Consider the following 17,852-nt stretch of genomic DNA (forward strand, 5'->3'; position numbering starts at 1 on the left):
TGAACACAAAACGATTAAAGCCAGCAAAGGCGATGCCAATCTGCTGGCGATTGAATTCCGACCCCAGTGAGCCTGAATGATTCCCCGCTTTTTTACACGGGTACTTCGGGCTCCCGGAGACGCATTGTTCTAAGTACATAGCCCTAACCATCATCCCACGGCGATATGACAAGCTGCCGCGCGTTCAAGCCTCCAGTAGAAAGGTCACCGGGCCGTCATTGACCAGGTGGACCTGCATGTTGGCGCCAAAACGGCCGGTGGCGACCAGCGGATGACGCTCCCGCGCCTGCTCCACGAGTAGATCGAACAACGCGGCGCCCTTTTCAGGTGGCGCCGCGCTGGAAAAGCTTGGACGCAGCCCCTTTCGGGTATCCGCGGCCAGGGTGAACTGCGAGACCAGCAGCAGGCCGCCGCCGACATCGCTCAATGAAAGGTTCATTTTACCTTCATCGTCGCCAAACACTCGATAGTTAAGCAGCTTGTGCAACAAACGGTTCACGCAGGCCTCGTCATCCTGGGGTTCGACGCCCACGAGAACCAGCAAACCGTGGTCGATGGCACCGACGATTTCGCCCTCGACCTCGACGCGGGCGCCGCGCACCCGCTGGATCAGCCCCTTCATTCAGCCTCCGGCGGCAGGTTCAGCAGGCGCCGGCCGATCTCGTTGGTGGCCCGCACCAGCGCATCGGTGATGCCCGGCTCGCCCGCCACGTGGCCGGCGTCGCGGACGATCTGCAGCTCGCTGTTGGGCCAGGCCTTGTGCAGCGCCCAGGCGTTGTCCAGCGGACAGACCACATCGTAGCGGCCATGCACGATCACCCCCGGCAAGTGGGCGATCTTGTGCATGTCGCGCAGCAGCTGGTCCGGTTCGAGGAAGCCGTTGTTGACGAAGTAGTGGTTCTCGATGCGCGCGATCGACAGCGAACGGTGCGGGTCGGCGAAGCGCTCCACTACCGCCGGGTTCGGCCGCAGCGTGGCAGTGCGGCCTTCCCAGGTGGACCAGGCGCGCGCGGCGTGCATCTGGGCGATCTGGTCAGGGCCGGTCAGGCGGCGGTGGAAGGCGTGCAGCAGGTCATCGTGTTCATCGGCAGGGATCGGCGCCAGGTAGTCCTCCCAGTAATCGGGGAACAGGCGGCTCGCGCCTTCCTGGTAGAACCAGCGGATTTCCTGCGGGCGGCAGAGGAAGATGCCGCGCACGATCAGCGCCAGCACGCGCTCGGGGTGGGTCTGGGCGTAGGCCAGCGACAGCGTCGAGCCCCAGGAGCCGCCGAACAGCACCCACTTGTCGATGCCCAGGTGCTCGCGGATGCGCTCGATATCCTGCACCAGGTGCCAGGTGGTGTTGTTCTCCAGGCTGGCGTAGGGCGTGGAGCGGCCGCAGCCGCGCTGGTCGAAGGTGACGATGCGGTAGATGTTCGGATCGAAGAAGCGCCGCGACATGGCATCGCAACCGGAACCCGGGCCGCCATGGATGAACAGAACCGGCAATCCGTCGGGCGTACCGCTCTCGTCTATATAGAGAACGTGCGGCTCCTCGACGGCCAGTTCATGGCGGGCGTAAGGCTTGATTTCCGGATACAAAGTTTGCATGGCTCGCTCCTGGATCAGTGCGTACGGTCGCTCCGGACCAGTAACCATCCTAGGGCCTGTCGCTCATTGAAGAGAACGGCGCGTTGCCGCGGCGCAACTTCCATCGACAGTCTTCGGCCCCCACGGTGTCGGGCATGATACTCGGGCCAGCGGAAAACCCATAAGGGAGTTAGTGAGCCATGCCACGGAAGTTGTTTCTTTCTCTACTGCTCGCGCTGTTCGCCCTCGCCGGTTGCGGCCGGGAAGACCCGCGGGCGCAGCTGGATGCGGCGGTCAAGCAGTTGCAGGACAACCTCGAGGCCAAGAATAGCGGGGCGGTGATCAATCAGCTCGCCGGCGACTTCCGCGCCAACGGCGAGTTCGACCGCGACTGGGCGCGGCGCACCATGGCGCTGCTGTTCCTGCGCCACCAGCAGGTCAAGGTGATCCTGCTGCGCAGCACCAGCCAGCTCGATCCGACCTACCCCAATCGCGGCCATACCGACGCGCAGGTGGCCCTCACCGGCGCCGAGAACCTGATTCCCGACAGCGCCGGGCATTATTCGGTGAAGCTGGAATGGTGGCGCGACGGCGCCCAATGGAAACTGGCGAGGCTGGACTGGCAATGACGTCTCCCCTGCAACACCGTATCCGCGCCGCCGGCCTGCTGGTGCGCCGCGACGAGATCCTGCTGGTGCGCCATGAGGTGGGCGGCGACGTGTACTGGATTCCGCCGGGCGGCGGCTTCGAATCGGACAAGGACCAATCGACCCGCGACACCGTGCGCCGCGAATGCCGCGAGGAAACCGGGCTGACGGTGGACGTCGGCCCGCTGGTGTACGTGCGCGAGTTCGCCGAGCCGCTGGCCGGGCGCTTTCACATGGAGCTGTTCTACCGCGTGGACGCCTGGGACGGCCGCGTCAGCCTGGACAACCTGCGCGGCCTGGGCGGCGACGAGTTCGACATCCGCGAGGTCGCCTGGGTCCCGCGCCAGGAACTGCCGCGCCTGCCCTCCTACTACCCCGCCGAATTGCTCGACGATGTGTGGGAGCGCCTGGCCGAGGCACAGCCGCTGATCCGCCACCTCGGCCTGCAGCGCTAGCGGCGTTACTGCACCGGTTCGCTGGTGGGCTTGGCGATGATCGCCTGCAGCTCGGCGGTCATGGGGAATTCCAGGTTGAGGTTCTTCGGCGGGATCGGCTGCTCGAACCAGCGTTGGTAGATGCCCTTGATCTCGCCAGACGAATAGAGGTCGGCCAGGGTCTGGTTGACCAGGGCGAGGAACTGCGGATCGTCCTTGCGCACCATGCAGGCGTAGATTTCCCGCGACTGCGGCTCGCCCACCACTACCCAGTGGTGCGGGTCGCGGGCCTTGGCCTTCTCGCCGTAGAGCAGTGCGTCGTCCATGTAGAAGGCCACGGCGCGGCCGGACTGCAGCATGAGGAAGGCCTCGCCATGGTCCTTGGCGCTGACCACGTTCATGCCCAGCTTGTGCTCGGCGTTGTAGGCCTTGAGGTAGCGCTCGTTGGTGGTGCCGGCGGTGGTCACCACGTTCTTGCCCTTGAGGTCGTCGAAGCCCTGGATGCCGCTGTCCTTGGCGGTCAGCAGCTGGCCCTTCACGTAGATGAAGCCGTAGGAGAAGGCGACCTGCTTCAGGCGCTCGGCGGTGACGCCGGTGGAGCCGCACTCCAGGTCGACCGTGCCGTTCTGCACCAGCGGGATGCGGGTCTGCGAGGTCACCAGGTTGTACTTCACCGCCAGGTCCGGCTTGCCGAGCCGCTGGCGGATGCGCTCGACCACCTTGCCGGCCAGCTCCACCGAGTAGCCCATGGGTTGGCCGCTGTTGTCGCCCAGATAGGAAAACGGCACCGAGGCGTCGCGATAACCCAGGGTTATCGTGCCGCGCTCGGCGACTTTCTTCAGCGTACCGTCCAGGGCCTCGTTCGCCTGTGCCAGTGCGCAGACCAGGCTGGACGCTGCCAGCATTCCGAGTGCGAGTCGTTTCATGGGTTCGATCCCTCTTGTTGTTGTGAGTCGTGGTTCAAGGCCGAGCGGCAATGACGGTGATTTCCACCCGCACGGACGGTCGCGCCAGCAGCGCCTGCACCGTGGTGCGGGTCGGCGCGCAGCCGTCGGGCAACCAGGCGGACCAGACAGCGTTCATGGCCTCGAAGTCGGCCGCGATGTCCTTGAGGTAGATGGTGGCGCTGAGGAGGTTCGCCTTGTCGGTGCCGGCCTCGGCCAGCAGTGCGTCGATCTTCGCCAGCACCTCGCCGGTCTGGCCCTGGATGTCGGTGGCCTGACCGGGCACCTGCCCGGAGAGGAACACCAGCGAGCCGAAGACCATGGCGCCGGAAAGTCGGTCGTTGGTGGCGATACGGGTGAGTTGCATGGGGAGTCTCCTGTCCGAGGGAATCAGCCGGCCAGCCGCTCGGGCGTCAGGCCGCTGGTGTCGATGCCGGGTTTGCGCCCACCGATCTGCGCGGCGATCAGTTGCGCGCTGCCGCACGCCAGGGTGAAGCCGAGCGCACCGTGGCCAAGGTTCAGCCACAGCCCGCGTGGCCCGCAGGCGCCCACCAACGGCACGCCGGTGGGCGTCGCCGGGCGCATGCCGGCCCATTCGATGGCCGCGCCGTAATCACAGGCGTCAGGGAGCGTATCCGCCGCCTGCTGGCGAATCAGCGCCAGCCGCTTGGGCTCCAGGCGTGGGTCGAAACCGACGATGTCGACCATGGCGGCGATACGCAGCCGGTCGCCGATGCGCGCGTAGACCACCTTGCGGTCGTAATCCGTCAGACTCACGTCCGGCGCGTGGTCGCCGGCACGGATCGGCGCGGTCAGGCTGTAGCCCTTGAGCGGATAGAGCGGCAGGCGCGGCCCGCCCGGCAGCAGCGCCGCGCTGCGGTAGCCGGCGGCGAGCACGACATGATCGGCCGCGAAGTTCTCCCCGCCCGCCTCCACGCCGATCACGGCGCCATTGCGCAGCGTCAGCCGCGACGCGGGATGGCCATAGAGAATCCGGCAGCGGCCAGACGCTTCGAGCCGCTCGGCCAGCCGCTGGCAGAACAGGAAACAATCGGCGACCTCCTCGTCCGGCGTATGAATGCCACCTACGAAGGGCGCCCGCTCCAGCGCCGGGTCCAGCTCGCGGCACTGCTGCGCCGAGAGCACGAATTGCGCGGCCGGATCCGACAGGCTCTGCCGCGCGCTGCGGAAACTGCCTTCGTCGCGGAAGGCCACGAGCTTGCCGTTGCGCCGCCAGTCGAAGCCATCCAGCCCGCCCTCGCGCCACTGCGCCAGGGTGGCCTGGCTGAACAGCGCGAGGCGCAGGAGGTGTTTCGCGTTGGCCTGGTTCACCGAGCGCCGGCAGGCGGCAGTGAATTCCAGCAGCCAGCGCCACTGCGCCGGGTCCAGGCGCGGGCGCAGGCGCAGCGGCGAGTCCCCACGCAGCAGCCAGCCCAGCGCCTGCTGCGGCACGCCGGCATCGGCCAGCGGCGCGACATAGCGGTAGGACAACTGGCCACCGTTGGCGAAGCTGGTTTCCAGCCCGGCCTGATCCCGCGCCTCCAGCACGGTGACGTCGAAGCCTTCGAGGACCAGCGCGTGCGCCGTGGCCAGTCCGACCACGCCCGCGCCGATGATGCAAACCCGCTGTGCCATTGCCGCCTCACTGCCCTTTCGATCCTGGCCTCGACCTTAGTGCCGGGTGACAGGCGGCGAACAATGAATAAACATGGGCAACCCATAACCTTGCGTTATACACGCGCGATATCCACACGAGGGAAAGCCATGCGCCTGCGCCATATCGAAGTGTTCCAGGCCATTCGCGAGACCGGCTCGGTCAGCGGCGCCGCGCAGTTGCTGCACGTCTCGCAGCCGGCAGTGACCAAGGTGCTGCAGCATGCCGAGCAGCAACTGGGCTTCCCGCTCTTCCTGCGGGTTCGCGGAAAGTTGCAGGCAACCCCCGAGGCACTGGAGCTGGAGCGCGAAGTGGCCAAGGTCAGCGAAAGCCTGCAGGGCGTCCGGCGCCTGGCGCAGAGCCTGCGCGGCCAGCCGGAAAACCGCCTGCGCGTGGGTGCGACGCCAGCCATGGCGTTGTCGCTGCTGCCGCCGGTGATCCGCGAATGGACCGACCGCTATCCGCAGAGCAGTTGCGAGCTGGCCACCCAGCACTCCCGCGAACTGGTGCAGAACCTGCTGATGCGCGAGCTCGACCTCGCCCTGACCCTGCAACAGACCGACCATCCCGGCCTGCGCTCGCAGCCCATTGCCAGCGGCCCGCTGGTTGCCCTGGCGCCGCGCGGCCACTGGCCGGACGAGCGCCTGGGCCATCCCCTGACGCTGGACGAACTGGCCGGCGAGCCGATGATCGGATTATCCACCTCCGACCCGCTGTCCGCCCGCCTGGAAAGCCACCTGGCCAACGTCGAACCGCCGCCGCGCGTGCGCATCGCGGTGCAGACCTATGCCCTGGCAAGAACACTGGTGGAAGCCGGTACGGGACTGGCGCTGGTGGATCCCTTCACCGCGCTGGGTGCGGACGCACACCTGACGGTGCAGCGCACCCTGACGCCCACCGTGAAGGTGACGCTCTACGCCCTGACCCGCGCCGACGAAACGCCGCCGCATACCCAGGCGCTGCTGCTGGAGATGCTGGTGCGGCATGCCGAGGGGCAACTGGCGCAGCATCGCGAATAAAAGACAGCCCCTGCCGCCCCGGGGCAACGCCGCCGGGATGCGTGGTCCGGCGGCGCCGCGCCGACGGTCCCGGTGCGGCAGGAAGCTGCGTAAAACTCAGCGGCCGTAGCGCTCGCGGCCCCAGGCGAGGAAGGTTTCCAGCATCTTGCGGAGCACCTGGGCGGTGGGCGCGGCGAGGTCCTCGCGGTAGCCGAAGGGCGCCTGCTCATCCATGTAGTTGCACTGGGCGAGTTCCAGCTGCACGGCATGGACGTTGTCCTGGGGCTGGCCGTAGTGGCGGGTGATGTGCCCGCCCTTGAAGCGGCCATTGAGGATGTGCCGGTAGGCCGGGGCGTCCGCGCAGACGGCGACCAGTCGCTCGGCCACTTCCGCATCGCAGCTCGCGCCGCTGTGGGTGCCGATGTTGAAATCCGGCAGCCTGCCGTCGAACAGGTGCGGGATCAGCGAGCGGATCGAGTGGGCATCCCACAGCAGCGCGTAGCCGAACTCGGCCTTCAGGCGCGCCAGCTCGTCGGCCAGGGTGCGGTGGTAGGTCGTCCAGACCTCGGCGAGGTAACGCGCGCGCTCCTCGGCCGACGGCGCCAGACCCTCCTTGAACAGCGGGCGGCCGTCGAACAGGGTGTCCGGGTAGAGGCCGGTGGTGGCGGTGCTGTACAGCGGCTTGTCATCGGACGGGCGGTTGAGGTCGATGACGTAGCGCGAGTAGCCGGCGGCCAGGGTGCTGGCGCCCAGCTCCTCGGCGAAGGCGTAGAGCCGCGGGATGTGCCAGTCGGTGTCGTCCAGCCCGCGGGCCTCGTCCACCAGGCCGGCTTCCACCGCCGGGGTCAGGCGGGTGCCGGGGTGCGGCATGCTGATCAGCAGGGGCACGCGGCCGCGTTTGAATTCGAGAACGTTGTCCATGGGGCTATCTCCAAACCGGGCGAAGACGAACCTGTAGGAGCGAGGGGGACGCCATTGTTATTGCTCGCGAATTAACCCCCAACGTGAAGCTGTTCGCGAGCAAGCTCGCTCCTACGAAAAGCAAGCTCACAGCTCTTCGCCATGACGAATGACGCGCTTGGGCAGGTCGCCGCCGAGCCAGTAGGCGAGTTCGGCGGGGCGCTGGATGTCCCAGGCGATGAAGTCGGCCACCTTGCCTGCTTCCAGGCTGCCGTGGCTGTCGGCCATGCCCAGCGCGCGGGCGGCGTTGAGCGTGACGCCGGCCAGCGCTTCTTCCGGGGTCAGGCGGAAGGCGGTGCAGGCCATGTTCAGCATCAGGCGCAGGGACAGCGCGGGCGAGGTGCCGGGGTTGAGGTCGCTGGCGATGGCGATGTGCACGCCGTGCTTGCGCAGGGCCTCCATCGGCGGCAGCTGGGTTTCCCGCAGGACGAAGAAGGCGCCCGGCAGCAGCACGGCGACGGTGCCGGCCTCGGCCATGGCGATGGCGTCGCTTTCGTCCATGAATTCCAGGTGGTCGGCGGACAGCGCTCCGTAGCGCGCTGCCAGGCTGGAGCCATGCAGCGAGGACAGCTGTTCGGCGTGCAGCTTCACCGGCAGGCCCAAGCGCTTCGCCGCCTGGAACACCCGCTCGACCTGCGCCGGGGAGAACGCCAGGTGCTCGCAGAAGGCGTCCACCGCGTCCACCAGGCCTTCCTCGGCCAACGCCGGGAGGATGTGATTGCACACCTGCTCGATGTAGTCGTCGGCACGGCCGGCGTATTCCGGGGGCAGGGCATGGGCGGACAGGCAGGTGGTGCGCACCGTCACCGGCAGCTCCTGCTCCAGCCGGCGGGCCACGCGCAGCATGCGGCGTTCGCTGTCCAGGTCCAGGCCATAGCCGGACTTCACTTCCAGCACGGTGACGCCGTCGGCCAGCAGCGGCCGGGCGCGCTTGATGGCGCTGGCCAGCAGTTCGTCCTCGCTGGCCTCGCGGGTGGCGCGCACGGTGCTGGCGATGCCGCCGCCGGCTGCCGCGATCTCGGCATAGCTGACGCCGTTGAGACGCTGCTCGAACTCGCCGCTGCGGTCGCCGCCGAACACCAGGTGGGTGTGGCAGTCGATGAAACTGGGCGTGACCCAGGCGCCGCCCAGGTCTGTGCTCTGCACGGGGCGCTCGGGCAGCTCGGCGCGCGGGCCGATCCAGGCGATGCGTTCGCCTTCGGTGATGATCGCGGCGTCCTCGATGATCGAGTAGCGCCCATCCTTCATCGTCGCCGCGTGGCAGTGCTGCCAGAGGTGTTTCATTGCAGTCTCCCGATGCTCGCGCCCACGCTGTTCAGGGCCGCCGGGTTGGCCAGCAGCTCGGCGGTGCGGGCGATGTCCGGCGCCAGCCAGCGGTCGCTGTCGTAGGCAGGCACCTGCTCGCGCAGCAGGCTCCAGGCGCAGTCGGTGCCGGCGCCGAAGCGCTGCGGCTTGAGGAATTCGAAGGCCTGGGCGGCCAGCAGGAATTCAATGGCGAGGATGCGCCGGCTGTTGTCCAGGGCACGGCCGAGCTTGAGCGCGGCGCTGGTGCCCAGGCTCAGGTGGTCTTCCTGCAGGCCGGAGGTGACGAAGTTGTCGAGGACGGCGGGTTGCGCCAGCTGGCGGTTCTCGCCGGCCAGGGAGGCGGCGACGTACTGGGCGATCATCATCCCGGAGTTGACGCCCGGCTGGCTGACCAGGAAAGCCGGCAGGCCGCTGACCAGCGGATTCACCAGGCGGTCCAGGCGGCGCTCGGAAACCCCACCCAGCTCGGCCACGGCGATCGCCAGCAGGTCGGCGGCCATGGCCACGGACTCGCCATGGGGGTTGGCCTGGGACACCACCCGGTAATCGTCCGGCGTGCCCAGCACCAGCGGGTTGTCGGTGGCGGAATTGAGTTCGGTCTCGATCTGCTTCGCCGCGTGCTCCAGCTGGTCGCGGCAGGCACCATGGATCTGCGGCATGGAGCGGATGCTCAGGGCGTCCTGGGTGCGGATGCCACGGCTCGAGGCGATCACCTCGCTGCCTTCGAGCAGCGCCCGCAGGTTGGCGCCGACCTTCTGCATGCCGGGGTGCGGCTTGAGCGCGATGATCTGCGCGTCGAACGCGTCGATCTGCCCGCGCAGGGCTTCGAAGCTCATGGCGCCGATCACGTCGGCCCACTGCGCGAGGCGGGTCGCCTCGTCGAGGGCGAGGCAGCTCAGGCCGGTCATGCACGGCGTGCCGTTGACCAGGCAGAGCCCGTCCTTGGCGCCCAGCTGCACCAGCTCCAGCCCTTCGGCGGCCAGCGCCTGGCAGGCCGGCACCACCTCGCCGCGATAGCTCACGTCGCCGATGCCCAGCAGCGCGACGCCAACGTGGGCCATGTGGGTCAGGTAGCCCACCGAGCCCTGCGCCGGCACGCGCGGGGTGATGCCGTGGTTGAGCAGCGCCAGGAGCGCCTCCACCACGCGGCGGTGCAGGCCGGATTTGCCGTGGCTGTAGTTGGCAATGGCGGCGGCGATGATGGCGCGGGTCTGTTCGTCCTTCAGCGGCTCACCGACGCCGCAGGCGTGGCTGAGCAGGGTATTGCGCGACAGCTGCGCCAGTTGCTCGCCCTGCAGCACCACGTTGCACAGCGCACCCAGGCCGGTGCTGATGCCATAGGCCCGCTCACCCCGGCTGACGATGCGCTCGACGATGCCGTGGGCATTGTCGATGCGCGCCCAGGCGGCCGTCGACAGTTGCAGGCGTGCACCCTGGCGCGCCACCGCGACCAGGTCCTGCCAGCGCAGCGGGCCGTTGCCGAAGGTGATGGTGGTAGAGGACGACATGCAAGACTCCTGTAGGCGGGGAAGCGCCTTCCCCGCCGGCGAATGGTGTTACAGCGCGGCGACGCGGCGCTGGACGAAGCGGTCGACGTACTCGTCGGCGGGCTTGTGCAGGATGTCGGTGGGCGCGCCCACCTGGATCAGCTGGCCGTCCTTGAGGATGGCGATGCGGTTGCCGATGCGCACGGCTTCATCGAGGTCGTGGGTGATGAAGACGATGGTCTTGTGCAGGGTCTTCTGCAGCTCCAGCAGTTGATCCTGCATGTCCGCGCGGATCAGCGGGTCGAGGGCGCTGAAGGCTTCGTCCATGAGGATGATGTCGGTGTCCGCCGCCAGTGCGCGGGCCAGGCCGACGCGCTGGCGCATGCCGCCGGAGAGCTGGTGCGGATAGGACTTCTCGTAGCCCTTCAGGCCCACGGTGGCGATCCAGTGCAGCGCGCGCTCCTGGCACAGCGCCTTGCTCTCGCCGCGGATCTTCAGGCCGTAGGCGACGTTGTCGAGCACGCTCTTGTGCGGCAGCAGGCCGAAGCTCTGGAACACCATGCTGATCTTGCGCCGGCGGAAGTTCTCCAGCGCGGCGGCGTCGTAGGCGAGGACGTCCTCGCCATCCACCAGGATCTGCCCGCTGGTGGGGTCGATCAGGCGGTTGAAGTGGCGCACCAGGGTCGACTTGCCGGAACCGGACAAGCCCATGATGACGAAGATTTCCCCGGCCTCGATGGACAGCGAGAGGTCGTTGACGCCGACCACGCAGTCGGTGGCGGCGAGCACCTCGGCCTTGCTCTTGCCCTGGCGGATCATCGCCAGGGCGGTGTCGGCCTTGGCGCCGAAGATCTTGTAGACGTTCTTGACCTGGATCTTGCTCATTTGCTGGCCTCATGGTGGCGCGAGCGGCCGTAAGCCTGGGTGATGCGGTCGATGACCACGGCGAGGATGACGATGGCCAGGCCCGCTTCCAGGCCCTTGCCGACGTTGAGGGTCTGGATGCCCACCAGCACGTCCTCGCCCAGGCCACGGGCGCCGATCATCGAGGCGATGACCACCATCGACAGGGCCATCATGGTGGTCTGGTTGATGCCGGCCATGATGCTCGGCAGCGCCAGCGGCAGCTGCACGCCGAACAGTTGCTGGCGGCGATTGGCGCCGAAGGCGGTGATGGCTTCCATCACCTCGCGGTCGACCTGGCGAATCCCTAAGTCGGTCAGGCGGATCAGCGGCGGCGCGGCGTAGATCACGGTGGCGAAGATCGCCGGCACCTTGCCCAGGCCGAACAGCATCAGCACCGGGATCAGGTACACGAAGCTGGGCATGGTCTGCATGATGTCCAGCATCGGCAGCAGCACGGCGCGGAAGCGGTCGCTGCGCGCGGCGACGATGCCCAGCGGGATGCCGATCAGCACCGAGATGATGGTCGCCACCATCATCAGCGCGAGGGTCTGCATCAGCTTGTCCCACAGGCCAACGGCGCCCACCAGGAACAGCAGCCCGACGATCACCACGGTCGGCAGGATGCGCCGGGTGGCGTGCCAGGCGATGCCGGCGACGATGGCCAGCATCAGCCACCAGGGCGTGGCTCGCAGCACACTCTCCAGGTTGACGATGGCCCACAGCAGGGTGTCGGAGATGTGGCGGAACACGTCGCCGTAGTTGGTAACCAGGGCATCGACCCAACCGTTGACCCAGTCGGCGATGGAGAAAGTGAAGCGTTCGGGAAACATGGTACGTACTCGTCAGGAGTGGGCATCACCGGAAGGAGCGGGCTCCCTCCGGATTCGGCGGCTTGAGCACCTGTCCCTGATCTGCTGCGCTCGGCCAGGCGGCGTTGAAAGCCGGCTCGGACTGCTCATTTACTACGGGTAAACTCCGCGTCCTCACCGTCTCTCGCCTTGCCTGGCCGTCGCTCGCGACGATCAGGGATCAGGCGCTCAGAGCGCGGCCTGGACCTTCTTCGCAGCGTCCTCGCTGACCCAGGTGGTCCACACCTCCGGGTGCTCCTTGAGGAAGGCCTTGGCCAGTTGCTCGGAGGTGAGCTTTTCCTTGGCCATCTTCGCCAGGTTCTGGTTCAGCAGGTCGATCGGCAGGTTGACCTTCTCCAGCACGGCCACCAGCTCCGGGGCCTGGTCGTGGAAGGCCTTGGACAGGCCGACCTGGATCTTCACATCCTTGTTCACACCCGGCTCATCCAGCTTCACCAGGTCGGCCTGGCCCATCAGCGGCGTCGGCGACCAGTAATAGAAGAGAATAGGCTCCTTGCGCTTGTAGCTCGACAGCACGGCGGCATCCAGGGCCGGGCCGGTGCCGGGGCGGAAGTTGGTGTACTTGTCCTCCAGACCGTACTTCTTGAGCATCTCGGAGTTTTCCAGCTCGCAGGTCCAGCCGGCCGGGCAGTTGTAGAAGCGGCCCTTGCCCGGCTCTTCCGGGTCACGGAACAGTTCGGCGTACTGGCCGAGGTCGGTGACGGACTTGAGCTTCGGCGCCTTGGCTTCGATGTTGCGCGCCTTGTCGCCCTCGATCACGAAGCGCGGCACGTACCAGCCCTCGGTGGCGCCGACGATGGGCGCACCCACGCCGACCACCTTGTTGGCGGCGGCGGCCTTGTTCCAGGCGTCGCTGCGGCCGACCCACTCTTCGCTGAATATCTGGATGTCGTTGTTCGCCAGCGCCTGCTCCATGGTGATGGAGTTGCCCGGCAGGCTGTCGGTGTCGCAGCCGTAGCCGTTCTTCAGGATGATTTGCATGAGGTCGGTGAGCAGCATGCCGCTCTCCCAGTTCAGACCGGCGAATTTCACCGGCTTGCCGCTTTCGCACCAGCCGGCGGCCTGCGCCGACGCCATGGTGCCGCCCAGCAGACCGGCGGAAAGGAACAGGCCCAGCAGCGTCTTCTTGGTGTTGTTCATCTGATGCTCCTAAACGTGAATGAGGTTGGGGCAGTGCAAGGGCCGCGCCTGCTTGTGGCCGCGCGGCCGGCCGGGTCTGTTCAGGTGCGGGCCGGCAGGATCAGCCGGTCCGGTACTGCCCGCGTGACGCGGCGGGCGACCAGGTAGTAGAGAACGGCCGGGACCACCAGGCCGATGATCCAGGAGATATCCACGCCGCCCAGGGCGTCCACCAGCGGGCCGGTGTAGAACTTGGTGGAAATGAACGGCAGCTGCACCAGCACGCCGATCACGTAGACGCTGATGCCGGGGAGGTTCCAGCGGCCGTAGCGGCCCTCCGGGTCGGCCAGCGCCGGCACGTCGTAGTGCTCGCGGGTGATGCAGTAGTAGTCCACCAGATTGACCGCACTCCACGGGGTGAAGAAGGCCAGCAGGAAGAGGATGAAGGACTTGAACGCGCCGAGGAACGAATGCTGGCCGAGCAGCGCGATCAGGGTCGCGGCGCCGACGATCAGCAGGACGAACACCAGGCGCTGCAGGCGGCTCACTTCCAGGTGACCGCGGAAGCCGCTGATCACCGTGGCGATGCACATGAAGCTGCCGTAGGAGTTCAGCGTCGAGATGGTGATCTTGCCGAAGGCGATGCTGAAGTACAGCAGCGCGGCGACCGCGCCACTGCCGCTCAGGCCGACGATGTAGGCCACTTCATGGCCGGCGAACTGGCCGTTGGCGCCGGCGGCGGCGAACACGCCGAAGATCATCGCCACCTGTGCGCCGATCACCGAGCCGGCGCCCACGGCGAGGAAGGTCTTCAGCGAGGAGGTGCTGCTGGGCAGGTAGCGCGAGTAGTCGGCCACGTAGGGCCCGAAGGCGATCTGCCAGGACGCCGCCAGGGACACCGCGAGCAGGAAGCTGCTCCAGCTGAAGTGGCGGATCTGCAGCAGCGCGCCGACGTCGCTCTGGCTCATCAGCCGGCTGAACAGGTAGACGAAGGCGATCACCCCGATGACGCTGGCGATGCGGCCGATGACGTGGATCACCCGGTAGCCGAGCACGGTCACCAGCACGATCACGCTGGCGAACATCAGGATGCCGACGCTGTCGCTGACGCCGAACAGCTGGCCCAGCGCCTGGCCGGACAGCACCGTGCCGGTGGCGGTGAAGCCCAGGTACATCAGGCACACCAGCACGATCGGGATCGCCGCGCCGTAGACGCCGAACTGCACGCGGCTGGAAATCATCTGCGGCAGGCCGAGCTTAGGCCCTTGCGCCGCGTGCAGCGCCATCACGCCGCCACCGAGCAGTTGGCCGATGAGCAGGCCGATCAGCGACCAGAACACGTCGCCGCCCAGCACCACGGCCAGGGCGCCGGTGACGATGGCGGTGATCTGCAGGTTGGCGCCCAGCCACAGGGTGAACTGGCTGTAGAGCTTGCCGTGGCGCTCGGCCTCGGGGATGTAGTTGATCGAACGGACTTCGATCAGGGGTTTGGAGCTATCACTGGCCTGGGACATCGTTATTGTTCTCCCGAAGGGAATTCTTTTCTGTCGATGTACTGCTGCTTGACGGACCGGGCCGCCGCACCACGCCGTGCGGCGGCCCTCTCCCTGGTCCTGCGTTTCTGCTACTGCGTTACTTGCCGGTGATCATCGGCAGGTTCAGGCCCTGCTCCTTCGCGCAATCGATGGCGATCTGGTAGCCGGCATCGGCATGGCGCATCACGCCGGTGCCTGGGTCGTTGGTCAGCACACGGGCGATACGCGCCGCCGCTTCGTCGGTGCCGTCGCAAACGATCACCATGCCCGAGTGCTGGGAGAAGCCCATGCCCACGCCGCCGCCATGGTGCAGCGAGACCCAGGTGGCGCCGCTGGCGGTGTTCAGCAGGGCGTTGAGCAGCGGCCAGTCGGACACGGCGTCGGAGCCGTCCTGCATGGCTTCGGTCTCGCGGTTCGGGCTGGACACCGAGCCGGAATCCAGGTGGTCGCGGCCGATCACGATCGGTGCCTTCAGCTCGCCGCTGCGCACCATCTCGTTGAACGCCAGGCCCAGCTTGGCGCGCTGGCCCAGGCCGACCCAGCAGATGCGCGCCGGCAGGCCCTGGAAGCTGATGCGCTCCTTGGCCATGTCCAGCCAGCGGTGCAGGTGGGCGTCATCGGGGATCAGTTCCTTCACCTTGGCGTCGGTCTTGTAGATGTCCTCGGCGTCGCCCGACAGCGCAGCCCAGCGGAACGGACCGACGCCACGGCAGAACAGCGGGCGGATATAGGCCGGGACGAAACCGGGGAAGTCGAAGGCGTTGGCCACGCCCTCTTCTTTGGCCATCTGGCGGATGTTGTTGCCGTAGTCGAAGGTCGGGATGCCCTGCTTCTGGAACTCCAGCATGGCGTTGACGTGCACGGCCATGGACTGCTTGGCGGCCTTCACCACGGCGGCCGGCTCGGTCTGCGCGCGGTCACGGTACTGTTCCCAGGTCCAGCCGGCCGGCAGGTAGCCGTTGAGCGGGTCGTGGGCGGAGGTCTGGTCGGTGACCATGTCCGGACGCACACCGCGCTTGAGCAGTTCCGGGAGGATTTCCGCGGCGTTGCCCAGCAGGGCGATGGAGATGGCCTTGCCTTCGGCGGTGTACTTCGCGATGCGCGCCAGGGCGTCGTCGAGGTCCTTGGCCTGCTCGTCGACGTAGCGGCTGGCGAGGCGGAAGTCGATGCGGCTCTGCTGGCACTCGATGTTCAGCGAGCAGGCGCCGGCCAGGGTCGCGGCCAGCGGCTGGGCGCCACCCATGCCGCCCAGGCCGGCGGTGAGGACCCAGCGGCCCTTGAGGTTGCCGTCATAGTGCTGGCGGCCGGCCTCGACGAAGGTTTCGTAGGTGCCCTGGACGATGCCCTGGCTGCCGATGTAGATCCAGGAGCCGGCGGTCATCTGGCCGTACATGGCCAGGCCCTTGGCATCCAGTTCGTTGAAGTGCTCCCAGTTGGCCCAGTGCGGCACCAGGTTGGAGTTGGCGATCAGCACGCGCGGGGCGTTGGCGTGGGTCTTGAAGACGCCGACCGGCTTGCCGGACTGCACCAGCAGGGTCTCGTCTTCATTCAGTGCCTTCAGGGTCTCGACGATCTTGTCGTAGCACTCCCAGTTGCGCGCAGCGCGACCGATGCCGCCATACACCACCAACTCCTTCGGGTTCTCGGCGACTTCCGGGTCGAGGTTGTTCATCAGCATGCGCAGCGGCGCTTCGGTCAGCCAGCTCTTGGCGTTCAATTGGGTGCCGCGCGGGGCACGGATTTCGACGTCGCGGAATTTGGTCACGGAAGGCTCCTTCGCTTGCTCGGATCGTTTAAGCCGGTGAGGGCTTGGCGGTTCGTTCGACAGTTTCGAAGGACTCGAAACCATCATGTCTATGCTTGTATGTACAAGTATAAGCAAAGCGAGGGCCAACCTTGCCTGGGGACGGTGCCGGGCAGTTGGACAGAAAAATCAAGTTGTTGATTTAAAAGAAATAAAAATTGAACGACGAGGTTCGGGAATGGCTGAAGGACATTTCCTTCCTTCAGACAATTGCACCAGAAGAAAGCTTCGCTGCACCGTTTCGTTGCGTTCGGTAACACCGCTCGCTACCAAGGGACACAGGTTGTATAGACAAGCTGATGCCGAGTGCGAAAATTGAAGCCCGCAGCGGCGTCGTTCGCGAGCAAGCTCGCTCCTACGAAGAGCGCACCGGTGCTTACCTGTAGGAGCGAGCTTGCTCGCGAACCGCTTCCCGCCGTGCTATTTCAACGCCGCATCGATCCGCGTTGCCGCCTCCGCCGTCACCCACTTCGACCACAGCTCCCGATGCTCGCGGAAGAACTTCGCCCGCACGTCCGCCACATCCCGGTGGTGCTCGGCCATGTCCGCCAGCAGCGCGTTGAACAGCGGCAGCGGCAGCTCGACCTTCTCGAACACCTGCACCAGCGCCGGCGCCTTGTCGTGGAAGTCGCGGGACACGCCGATGCTGATCTTCGCCGGCAGCGAGCGCGAGCCCTTCGGGTGCGGGTCGTTGGGGTCGGTGAGGGTCTTCCACGCCGCCTCGTCGAACGGCGGCTCCTCCAGTTGCACCAGCTTGAAACGGCCCAGCAATGGCGTCGGCGCCCAGTAATAGAACAGCACCGGCCGCCCCTGGGCGATGGCCGAGCTGATGGCCGCATCCAGCGCAGGGCCGGCGCCGGTGCGGAAGTTCACGTAGCTGCTCTCCAGCCCATAGGCCGTGAGCTTCTGCGTATTGACGATCTCGCACGTCCAGCCGGTGGGGCAGTTGTAGAAACGGCCCTTGTCCGGCTCCTCGTCATCCTTGAACAGCGCCTTGTACCTGGGCAGGTCGCTGACGGATTTCAGCCCCGGCGCGGCGGCCTTGATGCCGCGCTTGGCATCGCCGTGGACCACATAGTCCGGCACCCACCAGCCTTCGCTGGCGCCCTTCACCGTCTCGCCGACGGAGAACACCTGGCCGGCCTGCTCCGCCTGCTGCCAGACGTTGCTGCGCCCGGCCCACTGCTCGCCGGTGACCTGGACGTCGTTCTGCTTCAGCGCGTTCTCCATGGTCACGGTGTTACCCGGCAGCGCGTCGGTCTGGCAGCCGTAGCCCTTCTCCAGGATGAAACGCAGCACCTCAGTGGTGAACATGCCGCTCTCCCAGTTCAGCCCGGCGAACACCACGGGTTTCGGATAGGGACAGGCGGCGAAGGTCTGCGCGCACAGGCCAAAGGCCAGCAGCAGCGCGAACAGGCAACGGGGGGTGGACATGGGCGTCTCCGGACGCGTTGGTGTCCCATTGGGTGTAGCCGCGTATCAGCGATTTGCCCACGACCATCGGACTGGAAATGCCACCGGCGGTGACATTCACTGCCTACAGAGCGGCCCTACGCACCGGCGAATCGCCAGGGTTCCGGCCCCGTCGCGCCATGGCACAGCGATTGCTATACCTGTATAT

General features: G+C 66.9%; 17 protein-coding genes. 3 read left to right on the plus strand and 14 right to left on the minus strand.

The window, feature by feature from the left end; translation table 11 throughout:
- Positions 1–184: 184 nt before the first annotated feature.
- Together dtd and pip are read right to left on the minus strand one after the other, a co-directional pair.
- Positions 185–622: a D-aminoacyl-tRNA deacylase gene (dtd, locus tag N0B71_RS05920; RefSeq protein ID WP_259757808.1), complete on the minus strand. Its 438-nt coding sequence runs from the start codon at positions 620–622 to the stop codon at positions 185–187.
- Positions 619–1,590, minus strand: a complete 972-nt coding sequence (gene pip / locus N0B71_RS05925; RefSeq protein WP_259757809.1) for a prolyl aminopeptidase — start codon at positions 1,588–1,590, stop codon at positions 619–621. The genes dtd and pip overlap by 4 nt, the downstream gene beginning before the upstream one ends.
- Before the next feature lie 179 nt (positions 1,591–1,769).
- Between pip and N0B71_RS05930 the strand changes: the two genes are divergently transcribed.
- Positions 1,770–2,198: a hypothetical protein gene (locus N0B71_RS05930; RefSeq protein ID WP_259757810.1), complete on the plus strand. Its 429-nt coding sequence runs from the start codon at positions 1,770–1,772 to the stop codon at positions 2,196–2,198.
- Complete coding sequence (locus N0B71_RS05935) at positions 2,195–2,671, plus strand: NUDIX domain-containing protein (RefSeq protein WP_259757812.1); 477 nt, start codon at positions 2,195–2,197, stop codon at positions 2,669–2,671. Before N0B71_RS05930 ends, N0B71_RS05935 begins: the two co-directional genes overlap by 4 nt.
- Before the next feature lie 5 nt (positions 2,672–2,676).
- Here the strand turns inward: N0B71_RS05935 and N0B71_RS05940 are convergent, their stop codons facing one another.
- The 3 genes from N0B71_RS05940 to N0B71_RS05950 are packed head-to-tail and all read right to left on the minus strand — an operon-like array spanning position 2,677 to position 5,229.
- Positions 2,677–3,576, minus strand: coding sequence for a transporter substrate-binding domain-containing protein (locus N0B71_RS05940; protein WP_259757814.1), 900 nt, complete (start codon positions 3,574–3,576; stop codon positions 2,677–2,679).
- 34 nt (positions 3,577–3,610) lie between these two features.
- A complete protein-coding gene (locus tag N0B71_RS05945; protein ID WP_259757816.1) occupies positions 3,611–3,961 on the minus strand; it encodes a RidA family protein in 351 nt (116 codons plus the stop codon).
- Positions 3,962–3,984: 23 nt separating this feature from the next.
- Complete coding sequence (locus tag N0B71_RS05950; protein WP_259757818.1) at positions 3,985–5,229, minus strand: D-amino acid dehydrogenase; 1,245 nt, start codon at positions 5,227–5,229, stop codon at positions 3,985–3,987.
- A 63-nt stretch (positions 5,230–5,292) separates the two neighbouring features.
- Here N0B71_RS05950 and N0B71_RS05955 point away from each other — a divergent pair, with 63 nt between their 5' ends.
- Positions 5,293–6,267, plus strand: a complete 975-nt coding sequence (locus N0B71_RS05955) for a LysR family transcriptional regulator (protein ID WP_442964649.1) — start codon at positions 5,293–5,295, stop codon at positions 6,265–6,267.
- A gap of 96 nt (positions 6,268–6,363) precedes the next feature.
- Here the strand turns inward: N0B71_RS05955 and hutG are convergent, their stop codons facing one another.
- The 9 genes from hutG to N0B71_RS06000 form a co-directional block, all read right to left on the minus strand.
- Entirely contained in the window at positions 6,364–7,167 is an 804-nt protein-coding gene (hutG, locus tag N0B71_RS05960; protein ID WP_259757820.1) for an N-formylglutamate deformylase, read from the minus strand.
- Between the two features lie 126 nt (positions 7,168–7,293).
- A complete protein-coding gene (gene hutI / locus N0B71_RS05965; protein WP_259757821.1) occupies positions 7,294–8,490 on the minus strand; it encodes an imidazolonepropionase in 1,197 nt (398 codons plus the stop codon).
- Complete coding sequence (locus N0B71_RS05970; RefSeq protein ID WP_259757822.1) at positions 8,487–10,019, minus strand: HAL/PAL/TAL family ammonia-lyase; 1,533 nt, start codon at positions 10,017–10,019, stop codon at positions 8,487–8,489. Before N0B71_RS05970 ends, hutI begins: the two co-directional genes overlap by 4 nt.
- 48 nt (positions 10,020–10,067) lie before the next feature.
- Positions 10,068–10,883 (minus strand): quaternary amine ABC transporter ATP-binding protein, encoded by an 816-nt coding sequence (locus N0B71_RS05975; RefSeq protein WP_259757823.1) that lies wholly within the window; start codon positions 10,881–10,883, stop codon positions 10,068–10,070.
- A complete protein-coding gene (locus N0B71_RS05980) occupies positions 10,880–11,734 on the minus strand; it encodes an ABC transporter permease (RefSeq protein WP_045215843.1) in 855 nt (284 codons plus the stop codon). The genes N0B71_RS05975 and N0B71_RS05980 overlap by 4 nt, the downstream gene beginning before the upstream one ends.
- Positions 11,735–11,941: 207 nt before the next feature.
- Positions 11,942–12,850: an ABC transporter substrate-binding protein gene (locus tag N0B71_RS05985; protein WP_442964666.1), complete on the minus strand. Its 909-nt coding sequence runs from the start codon at positions 12,848–12,850 to the stop codon at positions 11,942–11,944.
- 143 nt (positions 12,851–12,993) lie between these two features.
- Positions 12,994–14,406, minus strand: a complete 1,413-nt coding sequence (locus N0B71_RS05990) for a purine-cytosine permease family protein (RefSeq protein ID WP_259757827.1) — start codon at positions 14,404–14,406, stop codon at positions 12,994–12,996.
- A gap of 118 nt (positions 14,407–14,524) precedes the next feature.
- Positions 14,525–16,192 (minus strand): urocanate hydratase, encoded by a 1,668-nt coding sequence (gene hutU, locus N0B71_RS05995; protein ID WP_259757828.1) that lies wholly within the window; start codon positions 16,190–16,192, stop codon positions 14,525–14,527.
- Between the two features lie 459 nt (positions 16,193–16,651).
- Positions 16,652–17,665 (minus strand): ABC transporter substrate-binding protein, encoded by a 1,014-nt coding sequence (locus N0B71_RS06000; protein ID WP_259757829.1) that lies wholly within the window; start codon positions 17,663–17,665, stop codon positions 16,652–16,654.
- Positions 17,666–17,852 lie beyond the last annotated feature (187 nt).

The sequence above is a fragment of the Pseudomonas sp. GCEP-101 genome (genome assembly GCF_025133575.1).
GTDB lineage: Bacteria > Pseudomonadota > Gammaproteobacteria > Pseudomonadales > Pseudomonadaceae > Pseudomonas > Pseudomonas nitroreducens_B.

Bases quoted from the DNA above. Each gene is read 5' to 3' on its own strand.
- dtd (WP_259757808.1), bottom strand. From the start codon at position 622: ATGAAGGGGCTGATCCAGCGGGTGCGCGGCGCCCGCGTCGAGGTCGAG.
- pip (WP_259757809.1), bottom strand. From the start codon at position 1,590: ATGCAAACTTTGTATCCGGAAATCAAGCCTTACGCCCGCCATGAACTG.
- N0B71_RS05930 (WP_259757810.1), top strand. From the start codon at position 1,770: ATGCCACGGAAGTTGTTTCTTTCTCTACTGCTCGCGCTGTTCGCCCTC.
- N0B71_RS05935 (WP_259757812.1), top strand. From the start codon at position 2,195: ATGACGTCTCCCCTGCAACACCGTATCCGCGCCGCCGGCCTGCTGGTG.
- N0B71_RS05940 (WP_259757814.1), bottom strand. From the start codon at position 3,576: ATGAAACGACTCGCACTCGGAATGCTGGCAGCGTCCAGCCTGGTCTGC.
- N0B71_RS05945 (WP_259757816.1), bottom strand. From the start codon at position 3,961: ATGCAACTCACCCGTATCGCCACCAACGACCGACTTTCCGGCGCCATG.
- N0B71_RS05950 (WP_259757818.1), bottom strand. From the start codon at position 5,229: ATGGCACAGCGGGTTTGCATCATCGGCGCGGGCGTGGTCGGACTGGCC.
- N0B71_RS05955 (WP_442964649.1), top strand. From the start codon at position 5,293: ATGAATAAACATGGGCAACCCATAACCTTGCGTTATACACGCGCGATA.
- hutG (WP_259757820.1), bottom strand. From the start codon at position 7,167: ATGGACAACGTTCTCGAATTCAAACGCGGCCGCGTGCCCCTGCTGATC.
- hutI (WP_259757821.1), bottom strand. From the start codon at position 8,490: ATGAAACACCTCTGGCAGCACTGCCACGCGGCGACGATGAAGGATGGG.
- N0B71_RS05970 (WP_259757822.1), bottom strand. From the start codon at position 10,019: ATGTCGTCCTCTACCACCATCACCTTCGGCAACGGCCCGCTGCGCTGG.
- N0B71_RS05975 (WP_259757823.1), bottom strand. From the start codon at position 10,883: ATGAGCAAGATCCAGGTCAAGAACGTCTACAAGATCTTCGGCGCCAAG.
- N0B71_RS05980 (WP_045215843.1), bottom strand. From the start codon at position 11,734: ATGTTTCCCGAACGCTTCACTTTCTCCATCGCCGACTGGGTCAACGGT.
- N0B71_RS05985 (WP_442964666.1), bottom strand. From the start codon at position 12,850: ATGGCGTCGGCGCAGGCCGCCGGCTGGTGCGAAAGCGGCAAGCCGGTG.
- N0B71_RS05990 (WP_259757827.1), bottom strand. From the start codon at position 14,406: ATGTCCCAGGCCAGTGATAGCTCCAAACCCCTGATCGAAGTCCGTTCG.
- N0B71_RS06000 (WP_259757829.1), bottom strand. From the start codon at position 17,665: ATGTCCACCCCCCGTTGCCTGTTCGCGCTGCTGCTGGCCTTTGGCCTG.